This is a genomic window from Paenibacillus sp. BAC0078, from assembly GCF_054483875.1.
In genome coordinates, this window is the sequence record NZ_JBTLRW010000028.1 from 26,586 (window position 1) to 50,647 (window position 24,062).

The 24,062-nt window shown below is 52.1% G+C and carries 25 protein-coding genes and 1 riboswitch; of the genes, 1 reads left to right on the forward strand and 24 read right to left on the reverse strand.

Annotated elements, in window-relative coordinates; genetic code table 11:
* Positions 1–76: 76 nt before the first annotated feature.
* From ACX1DY_RS29145 to pth, 12 genes are all read right to left on the reverse strand, one after another.
* Complete coding sequence (locus tag ACX1DY_RS29145; protein WP_458967624.1) at positions 77–412, reverse strand: FtsB family cell division protein; 336 nt, start codon at positions 410–412, stop codon at positions 77–79.
* 20 nt (positions 413–432) lie between these two features.
* On the reverse strand, positions 433–996 hold the full coding sequence (gene yabQ, locus ACX1DY_RS29150; RefSeq protein WP_458967625.1) for a spore cortex biosynthesis protein YabQ: 564 nt from the start codon (positions 994–996) through the stop codon (positions 433–435).
* Entirely contained in the window at positions 993–1,277 is a 285-nt protein-coding gene (gene yabP / locus ACX1DY_RS29155) for a sporulation protein YabP (RefSeq protein ID WP_458967626.1), read from the reverse strand. The genes yabQ and yabP overlap by 4 nt, the downstream gene beginning before the upstream one ends.
* Positions 1,278–1,415: 138 nt before the next feature.
* Entirely contained in the window at positions 1,416–1,694 is a 279-nt protein-coding gene (locus ACX1DY_RS29160; RefSeq protein WP_019914474.1) for an RNA-binding S4 domain-containing protein, read from the reverse strand.
* Positions 1,694–1,966, reverse strand: coding sequence for an HU family DNA-binding protein (locus ACX1DY_RS29165; RefSeq protein WP_458967627.1), 273 nt, complete (start codon positions 1,964–1,966; stop codon positions 1,694–1,696). Before ACX1DY_RS29165 ends, ACX1DY_RS29160 begins: the two co-directional genes overlap by 1 nt.
* Positions 1,967–2,307: 341 nt before the next feature.
* A complete protein-coding gene (gene yabN / locus ACX1DY_RS29170; RefSeq protein ID WP_458967628.1) occupies positions 2,308–3,807 on the reverse strand; it encodes a bifunctional methyltransferase/pyrophosphohydrolase YabN in 1,500 nt (499 codons plus the stop codon).
* A gap of 400 nt (positions 3,808–4,207) precedes the next feature.
* Positions 4,208–5,881 (reverse strand): putative polysaccharide biosynthesis protein, encoded by a 1,674-nt coding sequence (locus tag ACX1DY_RS29175; RefSeq protein ID WP_458967629.1) that lies wholly within the window; start codon positions 5,879–5,881, stop codon positions 4,208–4,210.
* Positions 5,882–6,090: 209 nt separating this feature from the next.
* Positions 6,091–6,633 (reverse strand): stage V sporulation protein T, encoded by a 543-nt coding sequence (spoVT, locus tag ACX1DY_RS29180; RefSeq protein ID WP_458967630.1) that lies wholly within the window; start codon positions 6,631–6,633, stop codon positions 6,091–6,093.
* 295 nt (positions 6,634–6,928) lie between these two features.
* The gene (locus ACX1DY_RS29185; RefSeq protein ID WP_458967631.1) at positions 6,929–7,978 is read right to left on the reverse strand and encodes a peptidylprolyl isomerase; all 1,050 of its coding nucleotides are present in this window, start codon (positions 7,976–7,978) and stop codon (positions 6,929–6,931) included.
* Positions 7,965–11,489, reverse strand: a complete 3,525-nt coding sequence (gene mfd / locus ACX1DY_RS29190; RefSeq protein WP_458967632.1) for a transcription-repair coupling factor — start codon at positions 11,487–11,489, stop codon at positions 7,965–7,967. The genes ACX1DY_RS29185 and mfd overlap by 14 nt, the downstream gene beginning before the upstream one ends.
* Positions 11,490–11,621: 132 nt before the next feature.
* Complete coding sequence (locus ACX1DY_RS29195; RefSeq protein WP_019914484.1) at positions 11,622–11,852, reverse strand: anti-sigma-F factor Fin family protein; 231 nt, start codon at positions 11,850–11,852, stop codon at positions 11,622–11,624.
* A gap of 90 nt (positions 11,853–11,942) precedes the next feature.
* Positions 11,943–12,503: an aminoacyl-tRNA hydrolase gene (pth, locus tag ACX1DY_RS29200; protein ID WP_458967633.1), complete on the reverse strand. Its 561-nt coding sequence runs from the start codon at positions 12,501–12,503 to the stop codon at positions 11,943–11,945.
* A gap of 93 nt (positions 12,504–12,596) precedes the next feature.
* Here pth and ACX1DY_RS29205 point away from each other — a divergent pair, with 93 nt between their 5' ends.
* On the forward strand, positions 12,597–12,797 hold the full coding sequence (locus ACX1DY_RS29205) for a hypothetical protein (protein ID WP_458967634.1): 201 nt from the start codon (positions 12,597–12,599) through the stop codon (positions 12,795–12,797).
* Between the two features lie 89 nt (positions 12,798–12,886).
* Here ACX1DY_RS29205 and ACX1DY_RS29210 read toward each other — a convergent pair whose 3' ends face one another.
* The 12 genes from ACX1DY_RS29210 to ACX1DY_RS29265 form a co-directional block, all read right to left on the reverse strand.
* Positions 12,887–13,840, reverse strand: coding sequence for a ribose-phosphate diphosphokinase (locus tag ACX1DY_RS29210; protein ID WP_019914487.1), 954 nt, complete (start codon positions 13,838–13,840; stop codon positions 12,887–12,889).
* Between the two features lie 90 nt (positions 13,841–13,930).
* Entirely contained in the window at positions 13,931–15,331 is a 1,401-nt protein-coding gene (gene glmU, locus ACX1DY_RS29215) for a bifunctional UDP-N-acetylglucosamine diphosphorylase/glucosamine-1-phosphate N-acetyltransferase GlmU (RefSeq protein WP_458967635.1), read from the reverse strand.
* Between the two features lie 171 nt (positions 15,332–15,502).
* Positions 15,503–15,787 carry a septation regulator SpoVG gene (gene spoVG, locus ACX1DY_RS29220; RefSeq protein WP_019914489.1) on the reverse strand — a complete coding sequence of 95 codons (285 nt, stop codon included), beginning with the start codon at positions 15,785–15,787 and terminating at the stop codon, positions 15,503–15,505.
* 211 nt (positions 15,788–15,998) lie between these two features.
* Entirely contained in the window at positions 15,999–16,826 is an 828-nt protein-coding gene (purR, locus tag ACX1DY_RS29225; protein WP_458967636.1) for a pur operon repressor, read from the reverse strand.
* Positions 16,827–16,947: 121 nt separating this feature from the next.
* Positions 16,948–17,802, reverse strand: a complete 855-nt coding sequence (ispE, locus tag ACX1DY_RS29230; protein WP_458967637.1) for a 4-(cytidine 5'-diphospho)-2-C-methyl-D-erythritol kinase — start codon at positions 17,800–17,802, stop codon at positions 16,948–16,950.
* Positions 17,803–17,957: 155 nt separating this feature from the next.
* Positions 17,958–18,134: a small, acid-soluble spore protein, alpha/beta type gene (locus ACX1DY_RS29235; RefSeq protein WP_458967638.1), complete on the reverse strand. Its 177-nt coding sequence runs from the start codon at positions 18,132–18,134 to the stop codon at positions 17,958–17,960.
* 148 nt (positions 18,135–18,282) lie between these two features.
* Positions 18,283–18,558 (reverse strand): biofilm formation stimulator Veg, encoded by a 276-nt coding sequence (veg, locus tag ACX1DY_RS29240; RefSeq protein WP_315422442.1) that lies wholly within the window; start codon positions 18,556–18,558, stop codon positions 18,283–18,285.
* A 259-nt stretch (positions 18,559–18,817) separates the two neighbouring features.
* The gene (gene yabG, locus ACX1DY_RS29245) at positions 18,818–19,717 is read right to left on the reverse strand and encodes a sporulation peptidase YabG (protein ID WP_458967639.1); all 900 of its coding nucleotides are present in this window, start codon (positions 19,715–19,717) and stop codon (positions 18,818–18,820) included.
* Between the two features lie 61 nt (positions 19,718–19,778).
* Positions 19,779–20,663, reverse strand: coding sequence for a 16S rRNA (adenine(1518)-N(6)/adenine(1519)-N(6))-dimethyltransferase RsmA (gene rsmA, locus ACX1DY_RS29250; RefSeq protein WP_458967640.1), 885 nt, complete (start codon positions 20,661–20,663; stop codon positions 19,779–19,781).
* Positions 20,660–21,211: a ribonuclease M5 gene (gene rnmV, locus ACX1DY_RS29255; protein WP_458967641.1), complete on the reverse strand. Its 552-nt coding sequence runs from the start codon at positions 21,209–21,211 to the stop codon at positions 20,660–20,662. Before rnmV ends, rsmA begins: the two co-directional genes overlap by 4 nt.
* Before the next feature lie 166 nt (positions 21,212–21,377).
* Positions 21,378–22,535, reverse strand: coding sequence for a ubiquitin-like domain-containing protein (locus ACX1DY_RS29260; protein ID WP_458967642.1), 1,158 nt, complete (start codon positions 22,533–22,535; stop codon positions 21,378–21,380).
* A 290-nt stretch (positions 22,536–22,825) separates the two neighbouring features.
* A riboswitch (cyclic di-AMP (ydaO/yuaA leader) is annotated at positions 22,826–23,053 on the reverse strand.
* A 198-nt stretch (positions 23,054–23,251) separates the two neighbouring features.
* Positions 23,252–24,022: a TatD family hydrolase gene (locus ACX1DY_RS29265; protein WP_458967643.1), complete on the reverse strand. Its 771-nt coding sequence runs from the start codon at positions 24,020–24,022 to the stop codon at positions 23,252–23,254.
* Between the last annotated feature and the right edge of the window lie 40 nt (positions 24,023–24,062).

Consider the following 24,062-nt stretch of genomic DNA (forward strand, 5'->3'; position numbering starts at 1 on the left):
ATCCTGTCTGCGGTGATTTGATTATACAGTAAAGAACAAACCAAGGCAACACAGCTAAAGCCTCTTTTGGCCCGCTTTATTTCCCTGATTGCTCTGTACGGATAGGCAGTTCGCCCTCAGGATACATATTGTACCATTTACGCGCCAATTGGCCGACATACTCATCATCTTTCAGGCGTGATACTTCATATTTAAGCTGGCCCAAGGAAGTATTTACCGTCTCACTGCTCTCCTTCTTCTTGGCGAGCTGTTCACTCTTCTCCGCAATCACTGCGCTCTGGGCAAAGAAAATATAACCGGCCCAGCCAAAAAACACCGCGACGACGAGTATCCATATGAATCTTCTTCTCTTCGCGCCTGCGGCCGAAGCTTTATGGTTATTTCCCTTCTCTTCCGCAGAGAATCTGTTCATGCGTGTACCCCCGTTCTAGGTCAGTGTTTCCTCTTGGTGTTAATCCATGCAGTGAATCTCGTGATCCAGGTGCTGTGATAGAGCCGCAAAGCATATGGAGTGATCCATTTTACAGGAAAGAACCAGATTGGCTTCGTTATCCGCAGCAGCAGCTTTAGTATAAATAACAGGATACGGCCAAGCAGCAGCAGCGTTCCTCTGAGGAGGCGCCACAGCCAGCGAAGCGGTACACCTATTAATACCTCAACCATTCTCCATAGCAGTCTGCACGTATACTGAACCGACTGAATTAACATTACCACAAAACGCCGCACCGTAACACTGAAGATTAAAAAATAGATCCATACGCCTAGAAACAGCCCTACAAAGACATAAAACCTCAATTGTCCCTGATTTCCGGCATACAGCATGCGAAAGACAAGCAGCGCCGCCCATAACCAATACAGTAGATCCAGCAGCGCATTCAGCCATTTGGGAAAGCTTAATTTCAGCGACAGCACCCGGTAGCTGTCATAGGCCAGTCCCATCGCTGTGCCAGCCAGCATCATATAGAGCAGGGTCATCCACTGAACTGTGGGATTCATTTAAACAGCTTGCCGAGTAATCCTTTATTTTTGCCCTGCGCTCCGGGATCAAGATAAATCAGGGAATGCACATTGCCCTCCAGAGACAATATGCCGTTCTCCAGACTTAAATTTTTGATATGTAAATGATTCCCGCGAATGGTGAGATGACCAAGTTCCGTACGAAGCAGAAACTCCTCGCTGTCAAAGCTCTCCACATTTTGCACGCCGGTAAGCTCCAGTTGCTTGCGGCTGCGCATGTGCAGATCGTGCTGCTTGTTAACCTTTGCTGGCTCGCTCATAGCATGTACCCCTCCTTCTTGATTCTAATCTATGGCGGAAGGAGAGGTTGTAGAACAGAGGCAGCGCAATGTATTAAAAAAAGCGCAAACTCTACAAAGTGTAAAGTTGCGCTTTCTTAGTTAATCTTGTTGGTCCGCTTACCAGTCGAGGCCGCTGCTCTTGGCAACAGGCTCTTCCCGGAGCAGTGTATACATGCCGGCGGCTTCGTCCTTGCGGGTCGTTTCCACCAGCTTTTCCACTTTGACCGTCACAAGCTTTTGGCCGAATTGCACTGTAATTTCGTCGCCGATCTTCACTGTGCTGCTCGGCTTGGATTCCCGCCCGTTGATCAGAACCCGGCCCTGTTCGGACACATCCTTGGCCACTGTGCGGCGCTTAATCAAACGGGATACCTTCAGGAATTTGTCGAGACGCATTAGTTGACGGCTTCTTTGAGCTTGTTGCCAGCCTTGAAGGCAGGTACAGTCGACTCAGGAATTTCAATCGTTGTGCCCGTTTGCGGGTTGCGGCCGGTACGGCCGGAACGTTTGCGGGTTTCAAAAGTGCCGAAGCCGATCAGCTGCACCTTGTCGCCTTGTGCAAGAGCATCGGTAATTTCGCTCAGAACACCGTTAATTACGGCTTCTACGTCTTTTTTTGCCAATCCGCTTTTTTCGGAAATGTTGTTTACCAAATCTGTCTTGTTCATAGTTTAAAGTTCCTCCTAGGATACAAAAAAATAAAATGAAACGCGAGGCTGCTGCCATAATGTGCCGCAATTCGTCATTTCGTCTTTATGATATTCTTGATGCCGCCCTGAATTCCTGCCATGCTCTGCTGATTTTTCAAAAAAAACACCGCCGGCGGATAAATACGGGCATATAGCACTATAACACTATCAACTGAGCTTTGCATTCCAGATCAAAGATTTGCGCTGCATTCACAGCATTGCCGCTTCTTCGGCTACATATACCGGATAACCGCAGCAATGGCAGTCTATAACGATGTCCGGACAGCGAAAGAGCGGCATATCTGATGAAGCAATCACTCCTAGAGCTTTCGCTCCTCTGTTTTGGCTTCCTGCCAGAGCTCTTCCATCTCAGCCAGTGTGCTGTCCTTCACACTTGTTCCTTGGCTCAGGAGACGCCGCTCGATATACTGGAACCGTGCGACGAATTTGCGGTTGGTGCGGGTCAACGCTTCTTCCGGGTCGGCCCCGATGAAGCGGGCGGCATTGGCTGCAGCAAACAGCAGATCGCCCAGCTCCAGCGTTTGCTCTTCTGCTGAATCACCATTCTGAATGGCTTCCTGCAGCTCATCCACTTCCTCGCGGATTTTGGCCAGAACATCGTTTACGTTGTCCCAGTCGAAGCCTACCTTGGAGGCCTTCTTCTGCAGCTTGTACGCCTTCATCAGCGCCGGCAGATCACGGGGAACACCACTCAGTGCGGACTCCGCTTCGGGCTTCACGCCTTTGCGCCGCTTCTCCTCCGCCTTCATGCCTTCCCAGTTCTGCAGCGCCTCCTCAGCATTTCCGGCAGCCTGATCCCCGAATACATGCGGATGGCGGAAGATCAGCTTGTCGTTCAGCCCTTCAATCACATCATATACATTAAAGGTCCCGACTTCCTCCTCCATTTGAGAGTGCAGCATAATCTGCAGCAGCAGATCACCAAGCTCTTCCTTCATGTGGTCCGGGTCATCCTCGTCAATCGTCTCCAGCACCTCATAGGTTTCTTCAATCAGATTTTTGCGCAGTGAATCATGCGTCTGTTCCCGGTCCCAAGGGCAGCCTTCCGGGCTGCGAAGCGTATCGACAATCTCATGCAGACGGGCAAAGGTGCGCCGCCGCGCCGCCTCCGAACGGTTCGCCGGAACATACACAAGGGACAGATTGCCGTAGCCATCCAGACGGTCCAGCTCATACAGGGGCACGCGGTCAATACGTTCTTCGCCCTCTACCCCAAGGGCATGGCCTACAATAACCTCATATTCCGGCGGGTACAGCTCCATCAGGCTGAGCTTGGTTTCCGACGCGGTGAAGCTGTCGTATACCTGGCCGATCAGCGTATGCAGCTCCGGCTGGAGCTGGGAGCTGCGGATGCCGGACGCGTCCAGAAGCTGAAAGCCCTCAATGGGGTCAAACCCGAGGCGTACAAACGCCTCGTCTAGGAAGCTCTCACCGCCGAGAATGTTCAGCTCAATTCCCGCTTCCGGGCAGCGCTGGCGCAGTAAAGAGACCGCCGATTCTGCAACCATTGGATGCCCTGGAACCGCGTAGACAATTTCCGTCCCCTGCGGTGCCGAAGCCGCCTCTTCGATCAATTTCACCGTAATCGCCTCATATACCTCAGGAAAAGAGGACAGTGATTCGTATAGCCCGTCAAAGGATTGCGAAGCAATCTCAAGCTCCACCAGAGCCGCCATAACGGGATGCTCTGCGGTCCGCACGTAGACAGCGGATGCCGCCTTCAATTTCTTGATAATCCCCAGTGTCAACCGGTCCGGATTACCGGAGCCGAGCCCGACTACCGTTAATGTTCCGCTCATGCGTTTCCACTCCTTTCAGGCGGCTGATGGCCGCTCTTATGTAAATGCCGATAAAAACGTGTTATTTGGGTGAGGATGATCTGGGGTGTGATGGGCTAGTGTAATGGCTAAATGGCGTTGTAGCTAATGGCTTAGCTGCCTGATAGCGCAATTGCCTTACAGCGTAACTGAGCAATTGCGTAACTGGCTAATGGCGTAACTGCACAATGGTGTAAAGTGACCAATAGCATAACTGACTAATAGCACAACTGACCAATCGCGCAACTGACCAATAGCGTAAACTGACTAATGGCGTAAACTGACCAATAGCATAACTGACTAATAGCGCAACTGACCAATAGCGTAAACTGACTAATAACGCTACTAATAGCGTAAAAAGCAAAGCCAGTGCGGCTGCGCCTTATGGGAACAGGCGCAGCTTCTTTAGCTTGTCCGCCAGCCGCGGGCCGAAGCCCGGAAGCTGGCGCAGCTCGCTCTCGCTGAGCAGCCGCAGGGCCACAGCGCCGATGGCAAAGACGGCGCAGCCTGCGAGCACGCCGAGCAGGCTCTGCGCCAGCGCCGCGGTGCGGCTGCCGCCAAGCCCTGCGGCGGCTGCCGCGCCGCCGATGCCGCTGCTCACCGCAGCAGCGGCCAGGCCCAGGCCCGCGAGCAGCAGCGCGGGCCGTACCAGGGCATCTGCGAGGCGAAGCCGCAGATGGCCCTGGCGGTGCAGCAGCAGCACGTTCAGCGCTGCTGCAAGCCCATGCGCGGCCACGCTGGCGATGGCCGCGCCGGTAATGCCCTGCTGCGGCACGAGCAGCAGGTTGAGGGCCGCCTTCAGCAGCGCGGCGGCCAGGAGGTGCAGCGCCGGCGCACGCACGGCGCCGAGGCCCTGCAGCAGCGCGGCCGAGATGATGCTGACCGTACTGCCTGCGGCAGTGAAGGCCAGCCAGGTCATCGCGGTGCTGCCGGAGGCGTCGCCGTAGAGTGCCACGTTGATCGGCTCCACAAGCACAGCCAGGCCTACGGCAGCGGCCAGGCCCAGCAGCCAGAACCAGCGCAGCGACAAGCTGCAGCGGGTCTGGATCAGGGCCAGATCCCCCCGATACTTGGCTTCGGCCAAGGCCGGGATGAACACAACGGACAGCGATGTGGCCAGCATCGTAACGATCTGCACCAGCGGCAGGCCGCGGTTGTAGATCCCGAACTGCGCCATCGCTGCAGCTTCACTGCCGCCTGTGGACAGCAGGCGGGGCACCGTGAACACATCCACCAGTCCGACCAGTGGTACGGCCAGTGCCCCGAGCATCACCGGCAGCCCGTAAGCGAGCAACTGCCGGGTACGGATTCCTGCAGCCTTCCTGCCTGCGGCTCCAGCAGCAGCACCGGACCATGCCGGCGGCCCAGCCGTCTCTGCCGCTGCAGCAAGCTCAGGCTGCGCCCCTCTCCGGCGGTGCCGCCGCAGGTACAGCAGCATAATGAGCAGGCCTGCCGCTCCGCCCCCGGCGGAGCCAAGCAGCGCACCGGCTGCGATACCTGCAGCATCCGTACCGATAGAGGTCAAGTACAGCAGCAGTGCAATCATGACCGCTACACGTACTGTCTGTTCGACCACCTGCGACACGGCAGTAGGCACCATGTTATGCAGCCCTTGAAAATAACCGCGCAGCGCAGCCATAAGCGGAACAACCGCAAGTCCCCACGCACTGCTGCGCAGTGCAGGTGTGACATGTGAATTGCCTACCCAGACCGCAATAACCGGTGCCCCGGCATAAACGGCAATTCCGATAACGACACCACTAATCGCTGTAAGAACAGCCGACAGCAGCAGGATTCGCCGTCCTTCATGCTCAGCCCTTCCCGCAGAAGCCTCGGCCACGAATTTCGAAACCGCGGCGGGAAGTCCCAGCATGGCCACCGTCACCAGCATCGTATACAGCGGATAGACGGTATTATAGATGCCGAATACAGCATCGCCGCCCAAATTTTGCAGCGGAATCTTCTGCAAGGTGCCAATCAGCTTGGAAAGGATGGCGGCAGCGCTAAGAATGAACGCGCCTTGCAGCAGCTTGGAGCCTTGAGGATTGGATTTCATAATATACCTGCTTCTACAGCCATAACTGCTATGATTGGATGAATTTCTATATTATAACGCATATGGACACGCAAGTAGAAACGTTTCGCCGCAGAGACAGGGGTAAACGCTCACGAAATCATTTATTCCCTGCCCCAGAACGGCAAAACCCCGCCGTTCCCTTTGTACATCATACCAAAAGGAAAGCGGGGTCCATAGTGCCAAAGCGGTTATTGCTCCATTTGCTTGCCCAGGAAAGCGGCGGCCGTCTCGGCCATCTTCACTTCCATTTGAGCCATTTTTACCGAATCATCCTTATTCATAAGCACTACGCAGCCGATAGGGTCCCCACCGGAAATAATCGGTGCAGCCACATAAGAGGATACCGTCTCCGGGTGATCCTTGCCGATATCATAGCTTCCTCCATTGGTTTCAAGGACCGTTTTCCGGCCCTCCATTACCTTCTCGAGCAGCGCACCCACCTGCTTGTCCAGATAATCCTTTTTGGAGCCGCCGGCAAGAGCGATAAAGCTGTCCCGGTCGGTGATCATCGTAATATGGCCTGTTCCTTCAAAAAGCGACTCCGCGTACTCCTTGGCGAAATCGCCCAGCTCGCCAATTGGAGAATACTTTTTCAGTATGACTTCACCGTCGCGGTCGACGAAAATTTCCAGTGGGTCACCTTCACGAATACGTAGAGTGCGTCTGATCTCTTTAGGGATAACAACTCGTCCGAGGTCATCAATACGGCGTACAATTCCAGTAGCTTTCATTTCACATGTTGCCCCGCTTTCTTAAGAAGTATGGTCCAACTACTGTCCATTATGGGAATGGATAATCCCAGTGATTTATCGAAATATCTGCCCATAGTATTCATCTCTTCCCAGTTCCTTATACATCCTTAGGGCATGTATAAAAAAGTTCAACAGAAGGGATTGGAACCATTTTAGTTATGCGCTAACATTTCCATTTTTATACACTAATTACCCAAGTTCATCAAGCGAATTCCGTCCATCAAAATAGCCCCGCCGCTTAATGCGACGGGGTGCCTGTCCATGCTTGTCCTGATTATTTGGCAGCTTCAGTAGCAGCCGGAGCCTCTGCGCTTGGTGCGGCTGTTGGCTCTGTTCCACTCGTAGCTCCTGCAGCCGCGGAGCTCTTCGGCAGATTGATTTTGATATCAAGCGATCCCAGATCCTTCTCCAGGAAGGATTCCAGCCCATTAGAAGCCAGCTTGCTCTTAATGGTTTCCTTCTGATCTGCGGTCAGCTTGTCAAAGGTTGTCTCCGTACGGGATTCCACCTTAATAATATGATAACCGTAGCTGGTCTTCACCGGATCACTGATAGTATTCAGCGGCAAGGTTTGGGCTGCCTTCTTAAATTCCTCAACATATGTTCCCAGCGTCTTGTCCTTATATTCCCCGCCACTATTCTTTGAACCTGTATCGTCAGAATATTCCTTGGCTGTTGCTGCAAAGTCGGCACCGCCGTCCAGCTTGGCTTTAACTTCCTTAGCCAGCTTCAGCGCATCTGCATCAGTGCGCTCCTTGCCCGCAGAATCCTTCAGACCGATCAGCACATGACGCAGCGTAGCTACGGTAAAGTCACCTTTGGTCGCTTCAAATTCAGTCTTCACCTGGTCGTCGGTAACCTTCAGCAGCATGTCCTGATACACGGTAAGTACACGCACCATGTAAGAGCGGATATCCGCTTCCGTCAAATTCTGCTCCTTCAGCGTGCTCTCATAAGTGTCGCCCAGGCCTGTCTTAATGGTATTCACCTGAACATCGGCTTCCTTCTCCGCCTCTTTCTTCGCGGCATCCGTAGCTTTGCCTGACAGGTATTCAAAAGCAACCTCCTGCTTCAGAATTGATTCCTTAAAGGCGTCAATTTCCAGGTACTGTGCCTGCTGAGGAGACAGGAACTTCATCACGCGTGTATCCAGATCAAATTCCTTCTCTGTAATGGTGCCGCCCTTGTAAGTAGCTACTGCGGTGCTGTTATCTTCTGCTGCATTGCCGTTCTTGCTGCTGCAGGCTGCAAGCATGGAGAAAGAAATTGCCGCAACCAGCGAAACCAGCAGCACTTTCCATGATTTTTTTTTATTTAACGACATTGTGTAGTTCTCCCTTCGATTTTAAAGACTGTTTGGCGGCTGCCAGGAACTGTTCCAGCAAATCGAGCAGCTCCTTGTCACCGAGATCCTTGGCTTTGATGCGGATGGTCGCTTTGGCATCCCTATCAAATTGTACACGTCTTTCAAAGCTATTTCCAACTTTAGCAAGCTTGGCCGTATCAAAAGAACCGATGCTGCCCTCATGGAAATTCAGCGAGACCTCATCCCCCCGGCGGACTATGGATTCCATGCCGTATAGCTTCCCGAATACCTTCAGGCGGGCAACCGACAGCAGATTGACGACGGCCTCCGGCAATTCACCGAAGCGGTCCAGCAGCTCATCCTCAAGCTCTGCAGCATCTTCAAAATTAGCCACGGCAGCAACCTTTTTATAAATTTCAATCTTCTGAATGCTGTCGTAAATATATTCGGACGGCAAATACGCGTCAATCGACAAATCAATGACCGTATTGCCCTGCTTCAGCGAGGTATCCTTCTCACCAAGCACACTTACCTTGCGCTTGCGGATCTCCTCCGCCAGCATTTGTGAGTAGAGGTCGAAACCGACAGAAGCGATGAACCCGTGCTGTTCAGCGCCCAGCAAATTACCTGCTCCGCGAATGGACAGGTCGCGCATCGCAATTTTGAAGCCGGAGCCAAGCTCTGTGAATTCCTTGATCGACTGCAGGCGTTTCTCAGCGACCTCTGTCAGCACCTTGTCACGCTGGTAAGTGAAATAGGCATAGGCAATCCGGTTGGACCGGCCTACGCGCCCGCGTAGCTGATAGAGCTGTGACAGCCCCATCTTGTCGGCATCATGTACAATCAAAGTATTTACGTTCGGAATGTCTACCCCTGTCTCAATAATGCTGGTGCTGACCAGCACATCGTATTCCCCATCCAGGAAATCGAGAATGGTCTTCTCCAGCTCCGACTCGGACATTTGCCCATGACCGATACCCACCCGTGCCTCCGGCACAAGCATGGAGATTTGCGCGGCCATTTCCTGTATGCCCTGGACGCGGTTATAGAGATAATAGACCTGGCCGCCGCGGGCCAACTCACGTTCTACCGCCTCCCGCGTAAGCGTCTGGCTATGCTCTACCACATACGTCTGTACGGGAAAGCGGTTCTCCGGTGGGGTCTCAATAACTGACAAGTCCCGCACACCAAGCATCGACATATGAAGCGTACGTGGAATAGGCGTGGCCGTAAGGGTCAGCACATCGACGTTGGTTTTCAGCTTTTTCAGCTTCTCCTTATGGGTTACCCCGAAGCGCTGCTCCTCATCGACAATGAGAAGACCCAGGTCCTTGAACACCATATCCTGCGACAACAGCCGGTGCGTGCCAATAACCACGTCTACCGTGCCCTGCCGTACGCCTTTGATTGTCTCGTTCTGCTCCTTGCGGCTGCGGAAGCGGCTGAGCACCTGAATGTTAAGCGGATAGTTGGCAAAGCGCTCGCGGAAGGTCTCATAATGCTGCTGGGCCAGAATCGTTGTAGGAACCAGCACCGCAACCTGCTTGCCTTCAATCGCCGACTTAAAAGCGGCCCGGATCGCCACCTCGGTCTTGCCGTAGCCCACGTCACCGCACAGCAGCCGGTCCATTGGCCGGTTCTGCTCCATGTCTTTCTTGATTTCCTCAATCGCCCGGAGCTGATCGCGGGTCTCCTCATAAGGGAACATTTCCTCGAATTCGCGCTGCTCCTGGGTATCCTTCTCAAAACCGTAGCCCAAGGCGCTTTGGCGCTCAGCATACAGCTTGATCAGATCATCGGCGATATCCTGTACTGAAGAGCGCACCTTACTTGTGACCCTCGTCCATTCATTGCCGCCAAGCTTATATACCTTCGGCTCCTTGTCTTCCGAGCCGACATATTTCTGAATCAGATCAATTTGCTCAATCGGTACGGAGAGCTTATCCCCCCCGGCGTACATAATATGCATGTAATCCCGGTGAATCCCGCTGACTTCAAGCGTTCCGATACCCATATATTTGCCGATCCCGTGATTCTGGTGAACGACATAGTCACCGATTTTCAGCTCGGTGTAGCTCTTAATCCGTTCGGCATTATCAATGCCCTTGGATACCTTGCGCGCCTTGCGCTGCTTCTGCGAGAACATCTCGCCTTCGGTAATCACCGCAAGATGAATGGAAGGAAGCTCGAACCCGGAGCCCAGATTTCCCTGGAGTATGGTAGGCTCCTCAATGCCGTAATCGTCCAGCACCCTGCGGACCCGTTCCATCCGTTCTTCCCCGTTGGCGAGCATAACGACCTTAACGCCTGATTTATGCCAGCGCTCCATCTCTGATTTCAGCACATTCATCTGACCATGAAAATCCTGCATTCCACGGCTGATAAAGCCTAAGATATTCTGCGGTTGAATATGCGGCACCTGCCGCAGGAAGATTGACATGAACAGGCTTTGGAACGGCCGGCGGTACATAATGGCATCACTCTCGACGGAGAGATGAAGGTCTGGAAGATTCTTGCCGTTCTGAAGCAGATGAAGATTCCACTCGGACTCGTCGCGCTCAAGCTGCTTCGCAGTTTCAAGCAGTCTGGCCGGTTCGTCCAGCACAAGCAGTGTATCCTGAGCCATATAATCATACAGATGGGAACGTTCAGGATATAAGAGACTGATATATTTATAGATTTCCGGAAAATAGTTGCCTTCACGGAGCATCTCCAGCTCCCTGCCCATCTCCTCACGCAAACGCAGCTTGGCCTGGCGGTCAGTCATTTTCTCAAGCTGCCGTTCCAGCATCGCCGAAGCTTCGACAGAAGCCGAATCCAGGCGCGTCCGATCAGCAATGATTTCTTTGGCGGGTGCAATCTTCACACTGCGTACCTTGTCAATCGAACGCTGGTCCTGCGGATCGAAGGTCCGGATGGAGTCAACCTCATCATCGAACAGCTCCACACGGTAAGCCAGAGGAGAAGTCATTGGGTAGAAATCAATAATACCGCCCCGCACGCTAAGCTCCCCGCGGTTCTCGACACGTTCCACCCGTTCATAGCCCATCTCAATCATAGACATGAGGAGCCCGTCAAGCTCCAGGGTTCCATCCTGGGAAATCGTCAGCTCCGCATTAGCCATCACATGCGGCGAAGGAAGCAGCCGCCGTACACCGGAATAAGGAACCACGACAACTCCACGGAAGCCCTGGGCGCATTTGGTCAGTACCTCAATCCGCTGGGCCAGTGTCTCCGGGCTGGAGACCGCCGCTTCAGCGGCTACAAGCTCATTCGCCGGATAGAGCAGCACACGGTCTGTGGAAAGCGCTTCCTGCAAATCCTCGGCCATTTTCTGAGCCGAGAACATGTTATGGGTGACTATGAGCAGCGGGCGCGAGGTTTCCTCATGCAGCGCCGCCAGCATGATTTGTCTGGCAGAACCGGATAGACCCGATATGAGCTGCTCCTTCATCCCCGCAGCGATGCCGCGTGTAACGGACTGAAAATCAGAATCTTTGGAAAAAGCTTCTATAAGACCTTGTAACAACAGGCGCACCTCTCTTACTAAATAGGCTGACAGCGGTATAGCCGCTGTCAGCTATTATAATCAGAATTGAAAACAAGCCTCAGCGTGTAGGGCTAAGGCTTGCGGATGACGATAGAGACAGGCGCTTCCACCTTACTGAAGCGGACTGGCCAGCAGGCTGAGCTCGGGGTTGTTCTCCAAGGCTTCCTTGCAGTAATCGCAAGTAACCTTTACCGTAATCTCGCCTTCTGAATCATACGCTATGATATCTCTGCGCTCCGCAGGGGTCAAGGAATGAAGGCCAAGCTGCATTTCTGTAGAATCACTTCTCTCGACGCTTCCAAGAAATGTGCGGCAATGCCTGCATACATAGTTTATTGCCATCTATATGCCTCCTGAAGGTAGTATATACCTTCAGTATGCCCCGTCTGCCTTGTCTTTAGCCTAAAGTGTAATTGACGGCAACTACCGCTGTCAGCCGTTGAATTTGGCCATCGTCTGCTCAAAAGTGTGCTTCAGGCTGAACTCCAAAGCATCACAGGTATCGAGAATCATCTTCCCCAGCCGGTCTCCATCCTTCTTGGGAAAGGCAGAGAGCACGTAATCAACTATGGCAAACCCGGGCTCAGGACGCGAGATCCCCATCCGCACACGGTTGAAGCTTTGCGTGCCCGTATGCTGTATGATGGATTTAATGCCGTTATGGCCGCCGGCGCTTCCTTGGTAGCGCAGCCGGATTTTGCCGATCTCGGTATCGAGATCATCATATACGACAATCATATCCTCAAGCGGCACCTTGTAATAGTCCATGTAGGCGCGAACGGCTTCCCCGGACAGATTCATAAATGTCATCGGCTTGATCAAGACGGCTTTTACCCCGTCAATGACACCCTCACCGATAACGGATTTGCATTTGTTCTGGTTGAAGGTAATCCCGTTTCTGGCCGCAAGCTCATCCAGAGCCATGAAGCCGACATTATGCCTAGTTTTCGCGTACTGCGGTCCGGGATTCCCTAGTCCAACAATCCATTTCATGATGGGGCTTATCCTTTCATTTTCGGTGCTCTCCGGCAGAAGAGCTCCGTTTTTGGTACAATGAGTTTAACTTCCGAAGACAGGTGATGAAACATGCTACCTCAGGGCGAAATTTTAACACTTCAGCGCCATTTTCAGTACCACATCCAATATGCAGTGCCTGTCCAGGTATACAGAGGCAACGTGCACGTTGACATCGGTGTAGTGACAGCCGTGGATGAAGGCTTTGTTGAGCTGCAGGGAACTCTGTATAACCGCAATCTGTTTACCTTCATCTCACGGCCGGGGTACTAAAGCAGCTAAGGCTATAGTCCACACTACGCCGACAAGGGTTACATCTTCCGACTAAGGAGGTGTAACCCTTTTTTACTATACCCAGCAGCTTATTCGATTTCGAACAATTTGCTGATCGACAGCTCTTCATGAACGCGGATAATCGCCTCGCCCATCAGTGGAGCCACGGACAGCACTTTTAGTTTGGAGGTCGGATTGCTGCTGCGAATTGGAATCGTATCCGTCACGATAATTTCTTTGATTGGAGAGTTTTCCAGACGTTCATGCGCGGGACCCGACAATACCGGATGGGTACAGCAAGCATACACTTCCTTCACGCCACCTTCCATCAGCGCATTGGCTCCGAGCACAATGGTTCCAGCCGTATCGATGATGTCATCAATCAGAATGGCCGTCTTGCCTTCGATATTACCAATGATGTTCATAACTTCACTGACATTCGGCTCCGGACGGCGCTTGTCGATAATCGCCAGCGGCGCGTTCAGGAAATCAGCAAGCTTTCTGGCTCGTACTACGCCGCCATGGTCAGGAGACACAACAACGGGATTCTGAATCTGCTTGGAGCGGAAATACTGGGCCAGAATCGGAACACCCAGCAGATGATCCACCGGAATATCAAAGAAGCCTTGAATCTGCATCGCATGAAGGTCCATGGTAATGACGCGGTGTGCGCCTGCTTTTTCAATCAGGTTCGCTACCAGCTTGGCCGTAATCGGATCACGGGAACGGGCCTTACGGTCTTGACGCGCATACCCATAGTAAGGAATAACCACGTTGATGCTCTTCGCGGAGGCGCGTTTGAGCGCATCTACCATAACGAGAAGCTCCATGAGATTATCATTAACCGGACCACAGGTGGACTGCACAATATACACATGACAGCCACGGACGCTTTCTGACAGCTTAACCTGAATCTCCCCATCGCTGAAGCTGGTTGTATGGGACTCGCCCATCGGAATGCCGATATAATCAGCAATTTGACTGGCCAGCTTAGGATTGGAGTTGCAGGTGAAAATCTTGAGTTTGGAATCGCAATAAGTCATAAAATATAAACCCTCCGTGACGGAATTTAACTTCCAAATGGCGCCGGCGCGGATTGCGGGTCCGTCCGGCGCTTTGGCTTCTGGCGCTTCTTAAGATGGACTCGACTGGTCTTTCTTTGCTTTGGCCCGGGAACGGATCTTCTCCGCATAACCAGGCTTGTTCTCCTGCCTTACTCTGGCAATCGCCAGATCATTCTCCGAAACCGGACGTGTTATTGTCGAACCGGCAACTACAAATGCTCCCTTGCCTACCGTAACCGGAGCCACAAGGTTCACATTGCTGCCAATAAAGGCATCATCACCGATCTCGGTTCTGGACTTATTATAACCGTCGTAATTAACGGTAATTGCACCGCAGCCGACATTTACATTCTTACCGACTGTCGCATCACCGACATAGCTCAGGTGCGATACTTTGGAGCCGTCGCCAATGACGGCATTCTTGACTTCCACAAAATCGCCAATCTTGACTTCTTCTCCAAGCACCGCGCCTGGACGCAAATAAGCGAAAGGCCCAACGGAGGTCCGTGCGCCGACTTCTGCCTGGCTCAGCACAGAATGCTTAACCTCAGCGCCGTCCATGATCACAGAGTCCTCAATTTCACTGGAAGGACCGATGATGCAATCCTCACCGATCACCGTCTTGCCCTTCAGGATGGTTCCCGGATAAAGTATGGTGTCTGCTCCAATGATAACATCAGCACCAATATAGGTTGAAGCAGGATCAATGATAGTTACACCGCTGAGCATATGCTGGCGGTTGATGCGCTGACGCATAAGGCCTTCCGCTTCCGACAAGGCCAAACGGTCGTTAACGCCAATAGACTCCGCAGCATCATGAGCTTGATATCCAAGAACGATATCTCCCTGTGCCCGGAGTATGCCGATAACATCGGTTAAATAATATTCCTGCTGGTTATTGCTGTTCGTAACCTTCTCCAGCGCTGCAAACAACTTGGCATTATCAAAGCAATAAGTTCCCGTGTTGATCTCGTTTACAGCCGCTTCTTCAGGAGTGCAGTCCTTCTGCTCAACAATCTTCAGCACGCCGCCATCCTCGCCGCGAATGATTCTTCCGTAACCCGCAGGCTGATCCATTACGGCTGTCAGTACAGTTGCAGCGGCCTGCCGGCCTTCATGCAGCGCCATCAGCCCTTCCAGCGTTTCCGCTGTTACGAGCGGGGTATCACCGCAAATCACAACCGTTGTTCCCTCTTCACCGCCGAGTAGACCCTTGGCCTGCTTGACAGCGTGGCCGGTACCGAGCTGGGTTTCCTGCAGCACATATTCCGCATCCTGGCCAATGTAAGCTTTAACCTTCTCTGCACCATGTCCGACAACAACCACTGTACGCTGACATCCGGTTGCTTTTACTGTATCCAGTACATGCCCCACCATCGGTTTGCCACAGACGGGGTGCAGTACTTTATATAATTTAGATTTCATGCGCTTGCCCTGTCCTGCAGCAAGTACAACAGCCATTCTTTTCAAGAATGCCAACCCCCTACTTCTTTAGCTCACTACTGAATATATCTCATTCCGGGCAAAAAGAAAAGAGAACCATGAAGGCATGGTTCCCTTTTCTTCGAACCCCAATAAAAAAAACGGCATGGCCTTAAGCCACCCAAGCGGGCAGCTGTCCTTCAGAGTTAGCTTTGTAGCCTAGGCTCCCTCTTCAATGACTTCTTCTTCTGTAGCGGCGCGATCATACTCGGCCAGAACCGCGGATTGAATCTTTTCGCGTGTTCCCGAAGAAATCGGGTGTGCGATATCGCGGAATTCCCCATCCGGTGTACGCTTACTGGGCATTGCAACGAACATCCCGTTATTACCGTCAATAACGCGAATATCATGAACAACAAACTCGTTATCGATGGTAATGGATGCGATTGCTTTCATTCTCCCCTCAGAGTTGACGCGGCGGAGTCTGACATCCGTAATTTGCATGTGTGTGTTCACCACCTTTTTCCATCAGAGACTTGGTGTATAATTCCACACAGCAAAGCGAATTCCTTCTTTTTGATTCCAAAAAATGCCTGATTAAGAAGAATATTTTTGCCGAATCAGCGATTTCGACACATTTCGTGCAGTTCTCTAAGCTTTCCTCACGAATTCGACATATTGCCCGTATTTTTAAAATCTAACGGTCATGCCCTTCTCAAGAGGAAAAGTAGTTGCCCGGATACGCCGATATCCGCCGCCCCTTGGAGTCGACTTCACTTAACTTCACTAGAGAAACATAGTCATGCAGCAGGCGCTCCTCTGTTTCAACCGCCCCTGATTCAACAAGCACACCCACACCGGCAACCTCGGCGTTGAACTCACCGAGCAGATCAACCATTCCCCGCACAGTGCCGCCTGCCTTCATGAAATCATCCACGATCAGCACCCGGGATTTCTCCCGCAGCGCCCGTCTGGACAATGACATCGTATGTATGCTCTTATGTGATCCCGATACATAATTAATGCTAACCGCTGAGCCCTCCGTCACCTGATGGTCGCGGCGCACCAGCACTACCGGTAGCCCAAGCTGTGCAGCCGTGGCATAAGCCAGCGGAATCCCCTTGGTCTCCACCGTCATCACCACATCAATCTCCACACCATAGAAGGCTGTTGCGATGATCTTGCCCGCCTGTTCCATCAGCGACGGAAGACCGAGCAGATCAGACATATACAGATAGCCGCCAGGCAGTATCCGGTCGCTTTGCTCAAGCTGGCCGCATAGGCCGTTCACGAAGTCCAGCGCCATCTCTGTAGGCATCCGCGGAATATATCGCACCCCGCCTGCTGCGCCGGCAAGTGTCTGCAGCTCGCCCATACCTTCGCCTTCAAACACTTCTTTTATAATAGCCAAATCTTCACTGATGGATGACTTTGCCGCTCCGTATCGGTCTGCAAATGTAGACAGCGGCAAGAGATCATGTGGTTTCTCAAGCAAAAATTGGGTCATGTCTACCAAACGTTGGCTTCTTTTTAGTTTTTTCACGGAATGCTCCTCGCCAAAACCGAATATTATTAAAAATAATATCATTTTTGTACGGATTTATTCAAGCGAAAATGGATTTTCCACCCATGGAAATGGACTGCGCCGCTATATAGATATTCACTCAGCTTAGTGAACGCACCGCATACACTTCTTTGCAGAATCCGCGCAGGCCGTTATAAATTCTGGCTACCTTGGACTGCTTCGACACCAGACCGAACACTGTAGGCCCGCTGCCGGACATCAGTACGCCGTCAGCGCCCAGCTTCACCATCGCATCCTTAAGCTGCTGCACCTCCGGGTGCAGCTTAAGCGTCACGTCCTCCAGCACGTTGCCGAGGCCAGCGCAGACCGCTGCGAAGTCGCCGGCCTCGATGGCTGCCTGCATCCGTGACGCAGACGGATGCACCGCTATGCTGTTCGCGCGTACGCGTCCGTACACCTCAGCCGTCGATACATTGATCGGCGGCTTCGCCAGGATGACCCAGCACTGCGGCGGACTCTTAATCGGAGTCAGCCGTTCGCCCCTGCCCGTAGCGAGGGCAGTGCCGCCTGTGACGCAGAACGGGACGTCCGAGCCGAGCTCGGCGCCCAGTTCCTGCAGTTCCTGCGCCGGAATCCCGAGGCGCCAGAGACGGTTCAGGCCGCGCAGCGTAGCTGCGGCATCGCTGCTGCCGCCGGCGAGGCCGGCAGCGACCGGAATTCTTTTGTCCAGATGGATATGTACGCCGCTCTTCACATTATAGCGGTCTTTAATAAGCCTTGCCGCCTGGAAGGCCAGGTTCTTCTCATCCAGCGGAATATAACCGGCCTGGCTCGTGATGATAATCGAATCCCGCTTCAGCTCAGACAGCTCAAGACGGTCCGCCAGATCGACCATCGTCATGATCATTTCCACCTCATGGAAACCATCGGCGCGTTTATGCAACACATCCAGCATCAAATTGATTTTGGCTGGAGCTTTTTCATACATTTTCAAGGCGTTCACCCACCCTCAGCTTTTCCCGTAAAAACAACTTAACATATTATATGAGAAACTTGTAACGAAGTCCATTATCAATAGTGTAGCGCAGGCCGAAAAGGGCACCGTCATCATGACAGCACCCTTTGGCTACCCTTTTTCGCACCCTGAGCTCAGGATTTGCGCGCTGCCTGCTCGGCGAGCTGGATTGCTCTTTTGACCATGTTCCCAGCGTCCTTGGCTCTGATCCCGCCCCACCCATCCCGCTCTACCGTCTCATAAAAGCCTAGTTCCTTGGCCAGCTCCGTCTTCAGTTCCTCCGACATCATGCCTCGTTTTCTGCGGCTCATTACGAAATTCCTCCTTGTAGGATAATGATGATGAGCTTGTTGCTGCTTTAGTATGCTGCCGGAGCGTACCCGCCATTCAGCCAAAACGTATGCCTGCTTCTTTTTAACAAAAAAACAGCCTCCCTGCGGGGAGACTGTCCGTACAACATTAAGCTTTAATATACACAATCCGCATCTGCCCATCATCTTCACAAACTGTGATTTCCACAGATTCAGTAAGTATATCGGCATAGCTATAGGAGACACGCTTGAAGGTTTGCTGCTCCTGATCCAGTTTGACAATAAATACAGAAGGGTACGTTTCTTCCAGGACACCGGTGCGTTCAACAGTTTTACGACGGCCACCGTTAGCACGCAACGTGATCTTATGACCGACATGTGCTTCGAGACTGCGTTTAATTTCCAACAGCGCGTTATTAGCCATTGCCTGACGACCACCTCTTTCCTTGTCCATTATACAACTTTTCATATTCATTGTCAAATTAAATAAATAATTATAGAGTATGCCAAAATAGTTGTCAACGGAATTTTTTTAGAAGGAAGAGAGGCCGTCTTTAGCTCCTTGTTAGCGGTAACATCAGGATCTACTAAGCAACCACGCTTATTGAGTCCATAACGACAAAAAGAAAAGGACAAGCGCTAAGCCTGCCCCTTCCTTTCTCCATATGCCGCTACTTTTACCGCTACATCACTGACGGCTCCACCTTCAGGGTCGAAAGATTCTGCAGGCGGGGCATACCAATGCGGAAGCTGCCGCGGGTCTCAATTCCGCCCATTCCCTGGCTGCCGCTGATGGTATTATTCAGAACGTCCCCAAGACTAACCGAATCCCGAATTGAGGTAAAAGAAGCCTTTGCCGCGATATACACCGGGTCCAGCGCGTGTATCAGGATTCTTCCGGGCGAGCTTGCAAAGTTGGCCCCTGCGCCCAGCAATGCTTCAAAATGTGATTGGCAGGCTCCCGCCACAACAGTCAGCGAGTCAAAATTGCGCTCATATTCCCGTGCAACCTGAACCGCCGCCACAAAGTTCTGCGAATTTTTGTAGCTGTTCAGACTGTAGAGATCATAAGTATGCTGCTGCTTGAGCACACCGTCGTGGCCGGTAATGACTACAATATCCGGGCGCACACGGGGCAGCAGCCGGTATAACGTTTCAGCCATCTTCGACTCATGGACATGATGGCCTTCAGCCGGTATCCGCAATTGCTCATACAGACTGATGCTCTTCTTCAAGTAAAGGGCATCACCATCCAGATGCAGCACTTTCCCCGGCACCTCAAAATATGCTGCCTCCTTGGGAGAATGGGGCCATACCCCGGATACACTCTCTCCATTGCGCTGGCTCTGCTCCTGGCGGTCCTTGCGCAGCCGGGTTAATGATTCTGTGGCCTTAATCTGCGCCTGCTGTCCCCGCTTAGTAACGCGGGTAGGCGGCACCTGCACCAAGTCGTCCAGTGGGGCATCCGCCAGCAGGCGGAATTCTGTGCCCTTGATTACGGCCCCGTTCTGCACAATATTTTCCACCCGGAACGTTACATCGCCACCATATGACTTACGAACGACCAAGTCTCCTAAATTCATTTCACACACCACCTCTACCCCATCGTATGGGCAAAGGTCCCGGTTGGTTCTTAATCGGCGTCTATTTGATTCCTGCAGCAAGCAGCACGGCGCTTAACCGGGCATACTCGGCAATACTCAGCGTTTCCCCGCGGCGGGTCGGCTCAATGCCGGCTTCAGCCAGCAAGGACTCCAGACGCTCCCTTCCTTCTCCCGGAAAAAAGCGGGCCTTGAGGTTGTTGGCAATCGTCTTGCGGCGCTGGGTGAAGGAAGCCTGGACTACCTCGAAGAAATGCTTCTCATCGGCCACTTCAACAGGAGGACGCTCTCTCACCTTCAGACGGATCACGGCAGACTCCACATTTGGCTGCGGAATGAATACCGTACGCGGCACAATGCAGACCAGCTCAGGCTCGCTGTAATACTGCACGGCGATACTTAAGCTGCCGTATTCTTTACCGCCCGGTGAAGCCGCCATGCGCTCGGCAACCTCCTTCTGGATCATCACTACGATGTTGTCGAGCGGCAGCTTCTCTTCGAGCAGCTTCATGAGTATGGGGGTCGTCACATAATAAGGCAGATTCGCAACCACACTGACTCTCTCCACACCGGTAAAATCTTCGGCAAACAGCTCCTGCAAATTCACCTTCAGCACATCATCGTTGCGGATCTTCACATGCGGATAGGAAGCAAGTACATCGCGCAGAATCGGAATCAAGCGCTGGTCTATCTCCACTGCCGTTACGGCACCGGCTGCAGCCGCCAGCCTTTCGGTCAATGCGCCAATCCCCGGTCCAATTTCCAGCGCACCTGCGGCCTGGTCGAGACCGGCCGCATCCACAATCTTGTCGAGTATATTCTGGTCGATCAGAAAATTCTGGCCCAGGCTTTTCTTGAACGAAAATCCGTAACGCTGAATAATTTCCTTAGTCCGTGCCGGAGATGAAATATTGTTGTTGCCACTCATGAGGTAATGCCTCCCTGATCAATTTGCGCGACAGCGTTATTGAATTCTTCCCGCGTAATACCAAACATCGCCAGCCGCTTAAATAGCTGCTTGCCGTTGCAATACCCAATGCCGAGCAAGTTGCCCAGCGCCATTCTCCGCTCTGCAGCCTGGGCATGCACCATCATCCCGGCAGCCATCAGGTCATCCAGCCCAATCAGGGCCGGGGCACCTTCGAAGGAGGTGTGGACATGCTCGAGCGCATGACGGATCGCCCCCGGGGAGGCATTTTCAACTCCGATGTCGCCTTTACGGGTAGCGTCCTTCTCGGGGATGAACGCGTGCTTGCAGCCCGGAACCTTCGAAGAGACAATCTTGCGGATGCGTTCACCGGCATGATCAGGGTCTGTAAGAATAATAACCCCTCTGCGTTCCATCGCTAGCTGAATCTTGGCGATCACCTTGCGGTCGACAGCCGAACCGCCAGTCTCAATCGTGTCCGCATCTACCGCGCGCTTCACCGCGACCGTATCGCTTTTGCCTTCCACAACAATTAGTTCCTTGATCATATTTCCTTTACTCCTTTATCGTCTGCAACGCAAAAAGAAGAGGATCGCTCCCCTTCTTTTTGGCTAAAGAATGTATAAGTGATGAGCGGCAGCTCTTTGATCCATTCCAAAAGTGCTACCATCACTATATCTTATAAACCGCTAATTTGCAAAAGACTTAGGCCGCCTAATTCAGCTCCGGCTTCACAGGCCCAATGACATAGATCGTCCGGGATTTGCGGCCAAAGTTACGGGCATGGCTCAGTGAATCGTAATAGACATCCACCTTGTTGCCTTTGATGGCACCGCCGGTATCCTCTGCACGGCGAAACCCTAATCCCTCAATGTACACCCACCAGCCGATAGGTATTACATTCGGGTCAACAGCAATGGTCCGACCTTCCGTTACGCGTGTGCCGGAGGCGGTACGTGTACCAATACCAGGCTCTTCAGAAGAATAAGCCGTCATGGATACATTTTTGATCACTCTTTTGTATTCGAAATCTACGCCTGCCTTAGTAATGACGTTATTGCTGTTTGCGCTGACTTTGGATGATTTGGAGGTAGTTTTTGGTTTGGGAGTTACTGTAGCTACTGCAGGCTTGGGAAGAGCTTTGATACCAACGGCAATAATCTTGTCTTTGGTTACCGTCTGTACTTCCTTGCCAACCATACGCATTGAAGCCAGCTTACCGTCTCGATAGATCTTCTCGATATGCTGAACCATTACGCCTGGTTTACCCGCTTGCGCCACTCTTACGGTTCCCTTGGTCAGGGAGGGGTCTGCTGTCTTGATTACCCGGAAAGGTAAACTTGCTGTCCGCTGTACAACTTGTTTGTTGATACGGACAATTTTGACTTCCATGTCAGCAGTAACTGCGGTTTCAAGCGAAGGATAAATCTTGTCATAACTCTCCAGGCTGATGCCCAGTTTGTCAATGGCCTGACCGATGGTGTCTTCGGTCGTATATAACGTCTTTGTTGCTCCGTCTGCGGTAAGGCTAAACGCCTGCGCACGGTTAATCACGACACGGTCGCCGTCTTTTATTTCATCACTAAGGCCAATGGATAAAGCATCATGCGGCTGCAGCGAAATTTGTTCCTTTGCCAGCACATCGCTGAGTAGCGCTTCCCGCGTCTCAAGCTTCTGTACTTTTCCGTCTATGACTAACGTTATTTCTTTAATGCTTTGACCGTGTACGTACAGCAGAATTATCAGCGCGATAATAATTGACACCACACCTGCAAGCGAAAGTACGCGAGGATTCACTTGCTTCAACCGTAATGCGAAAGACCTGCTGGATGATTGCGAATCATGGGATACTTCTGGTTGGAATACGCCCATTCTCTCCATCCTCCTTACATAGCCCCGTCGTCCAAGTTGTATATCTTAAGATGACTGTATCATTTCTGACGAAACTAGGTTTGAGATTACCACAGGATACGCCCGCATTGCTTTAGCGTTTCCTGCTCATGGATCGCCTGCTCGGCATAGCTGCTCCAGGTACCTGTTATATAACAGTATGCCGGGAGAATTCGCATTATTCATAACAAAAAAAGCCCAAAAGAGTTCATAGAGGACTCTTTCGTGGCTCTCCGGGTGTCAGAATACGCGGGAATGCTTTTGCACGAGGTTTCCTCTCTTACTAGCGCTTACGGGGTTAGCTGTCGGGTTCGGGCATAAGAGAGACGCCCTATCTTAGGTCACCCGCTCACGGCGGTTGCCCTCAAATTCACCCCAAAGACCCGTGAAGAAATCGAATACTGTCTGCGGCATTTCTGTGTTGTACTCTATGTACGGACATGCGGCAGAGCAATATTGGTTCCCCCGTTCTCCATACGGAGACTCAGCGAGACGATCCATGAAATAGTGACTGTCACAGTAACAACAGCTCACTGCACTGAAAAGATGATATCCTGTTTTGATGCATGTTGTAAAGCGCGATTCAAGCACGTTTAAGCAAAAAAATCATTAAAATATTGTAATAATCAGTTGATTTTGTGTTAAAAAAGTTTAATATATCGGATATACTTCTTTTTTCACCCGATTTTCTCTCGATTTCAGACTATCCCAAATCGTTCCAGCGCGTTCGCATACGTAATTTCCGCCATTTTTTGTAAATCAATCCCTTTTATTGCCGCCGCCGCTTCAGCCACCAGCTTCACATGAGCACTCTCATTTCGTTTGCCCCGGAAGGGGTGAGGCGTCAAATATGGCGAGTCGGTTTCGATCAAAAGCCGGTCCAGCGGAGTCTGGGCAAGCACCTCTTTAGGTACCCTTGCATTCTTGAAAGTAACAGGTCCGCCAAAGGACAGGTGAAAGCCGAGATCGAGACACATTTTGGCTGTTTCCCAGCTCCCGGAAAACGAATGCATCACACCGCCAACTTCATTCGCCTTCTCTTCCCGCAAAATCCGCACCACATCCTCATGCGCATCGCGGTTATGAATACAGATTGGCATCTTCAGCTCCCGGGCAAGTCCAATTTGTTTGCGGAACACCTCATGCTGAATTTCTTTCGGGGAGGTGTCCCAGTAATAATCCAGTCCGATTTCCCCAATGGCGACCACCTTTTTATGGCTGCACAGCGAGGCGATCCAGTCGAGATCACCGTCTTTCATGTCAATGGCATCCACAGGATGCCAGCCGACGGCTGCATAAATATAATCATAAGTCTCAGCCAATTTCATCGTTGTTGGAATCGTTTCCCGGTTGAACCCGATGTTAATCATCTTGCTGACACCAGCCTCTACCGCCCGGGCAATAACCTCCTCACGGTCCTCGTCGAATTGTGGAGCATCGAGATGGGTGTGAGTGTCGAATAGCTGCATTTCTTCTCATCCTTTCGTTTGTGATTTCTATGATGAATTC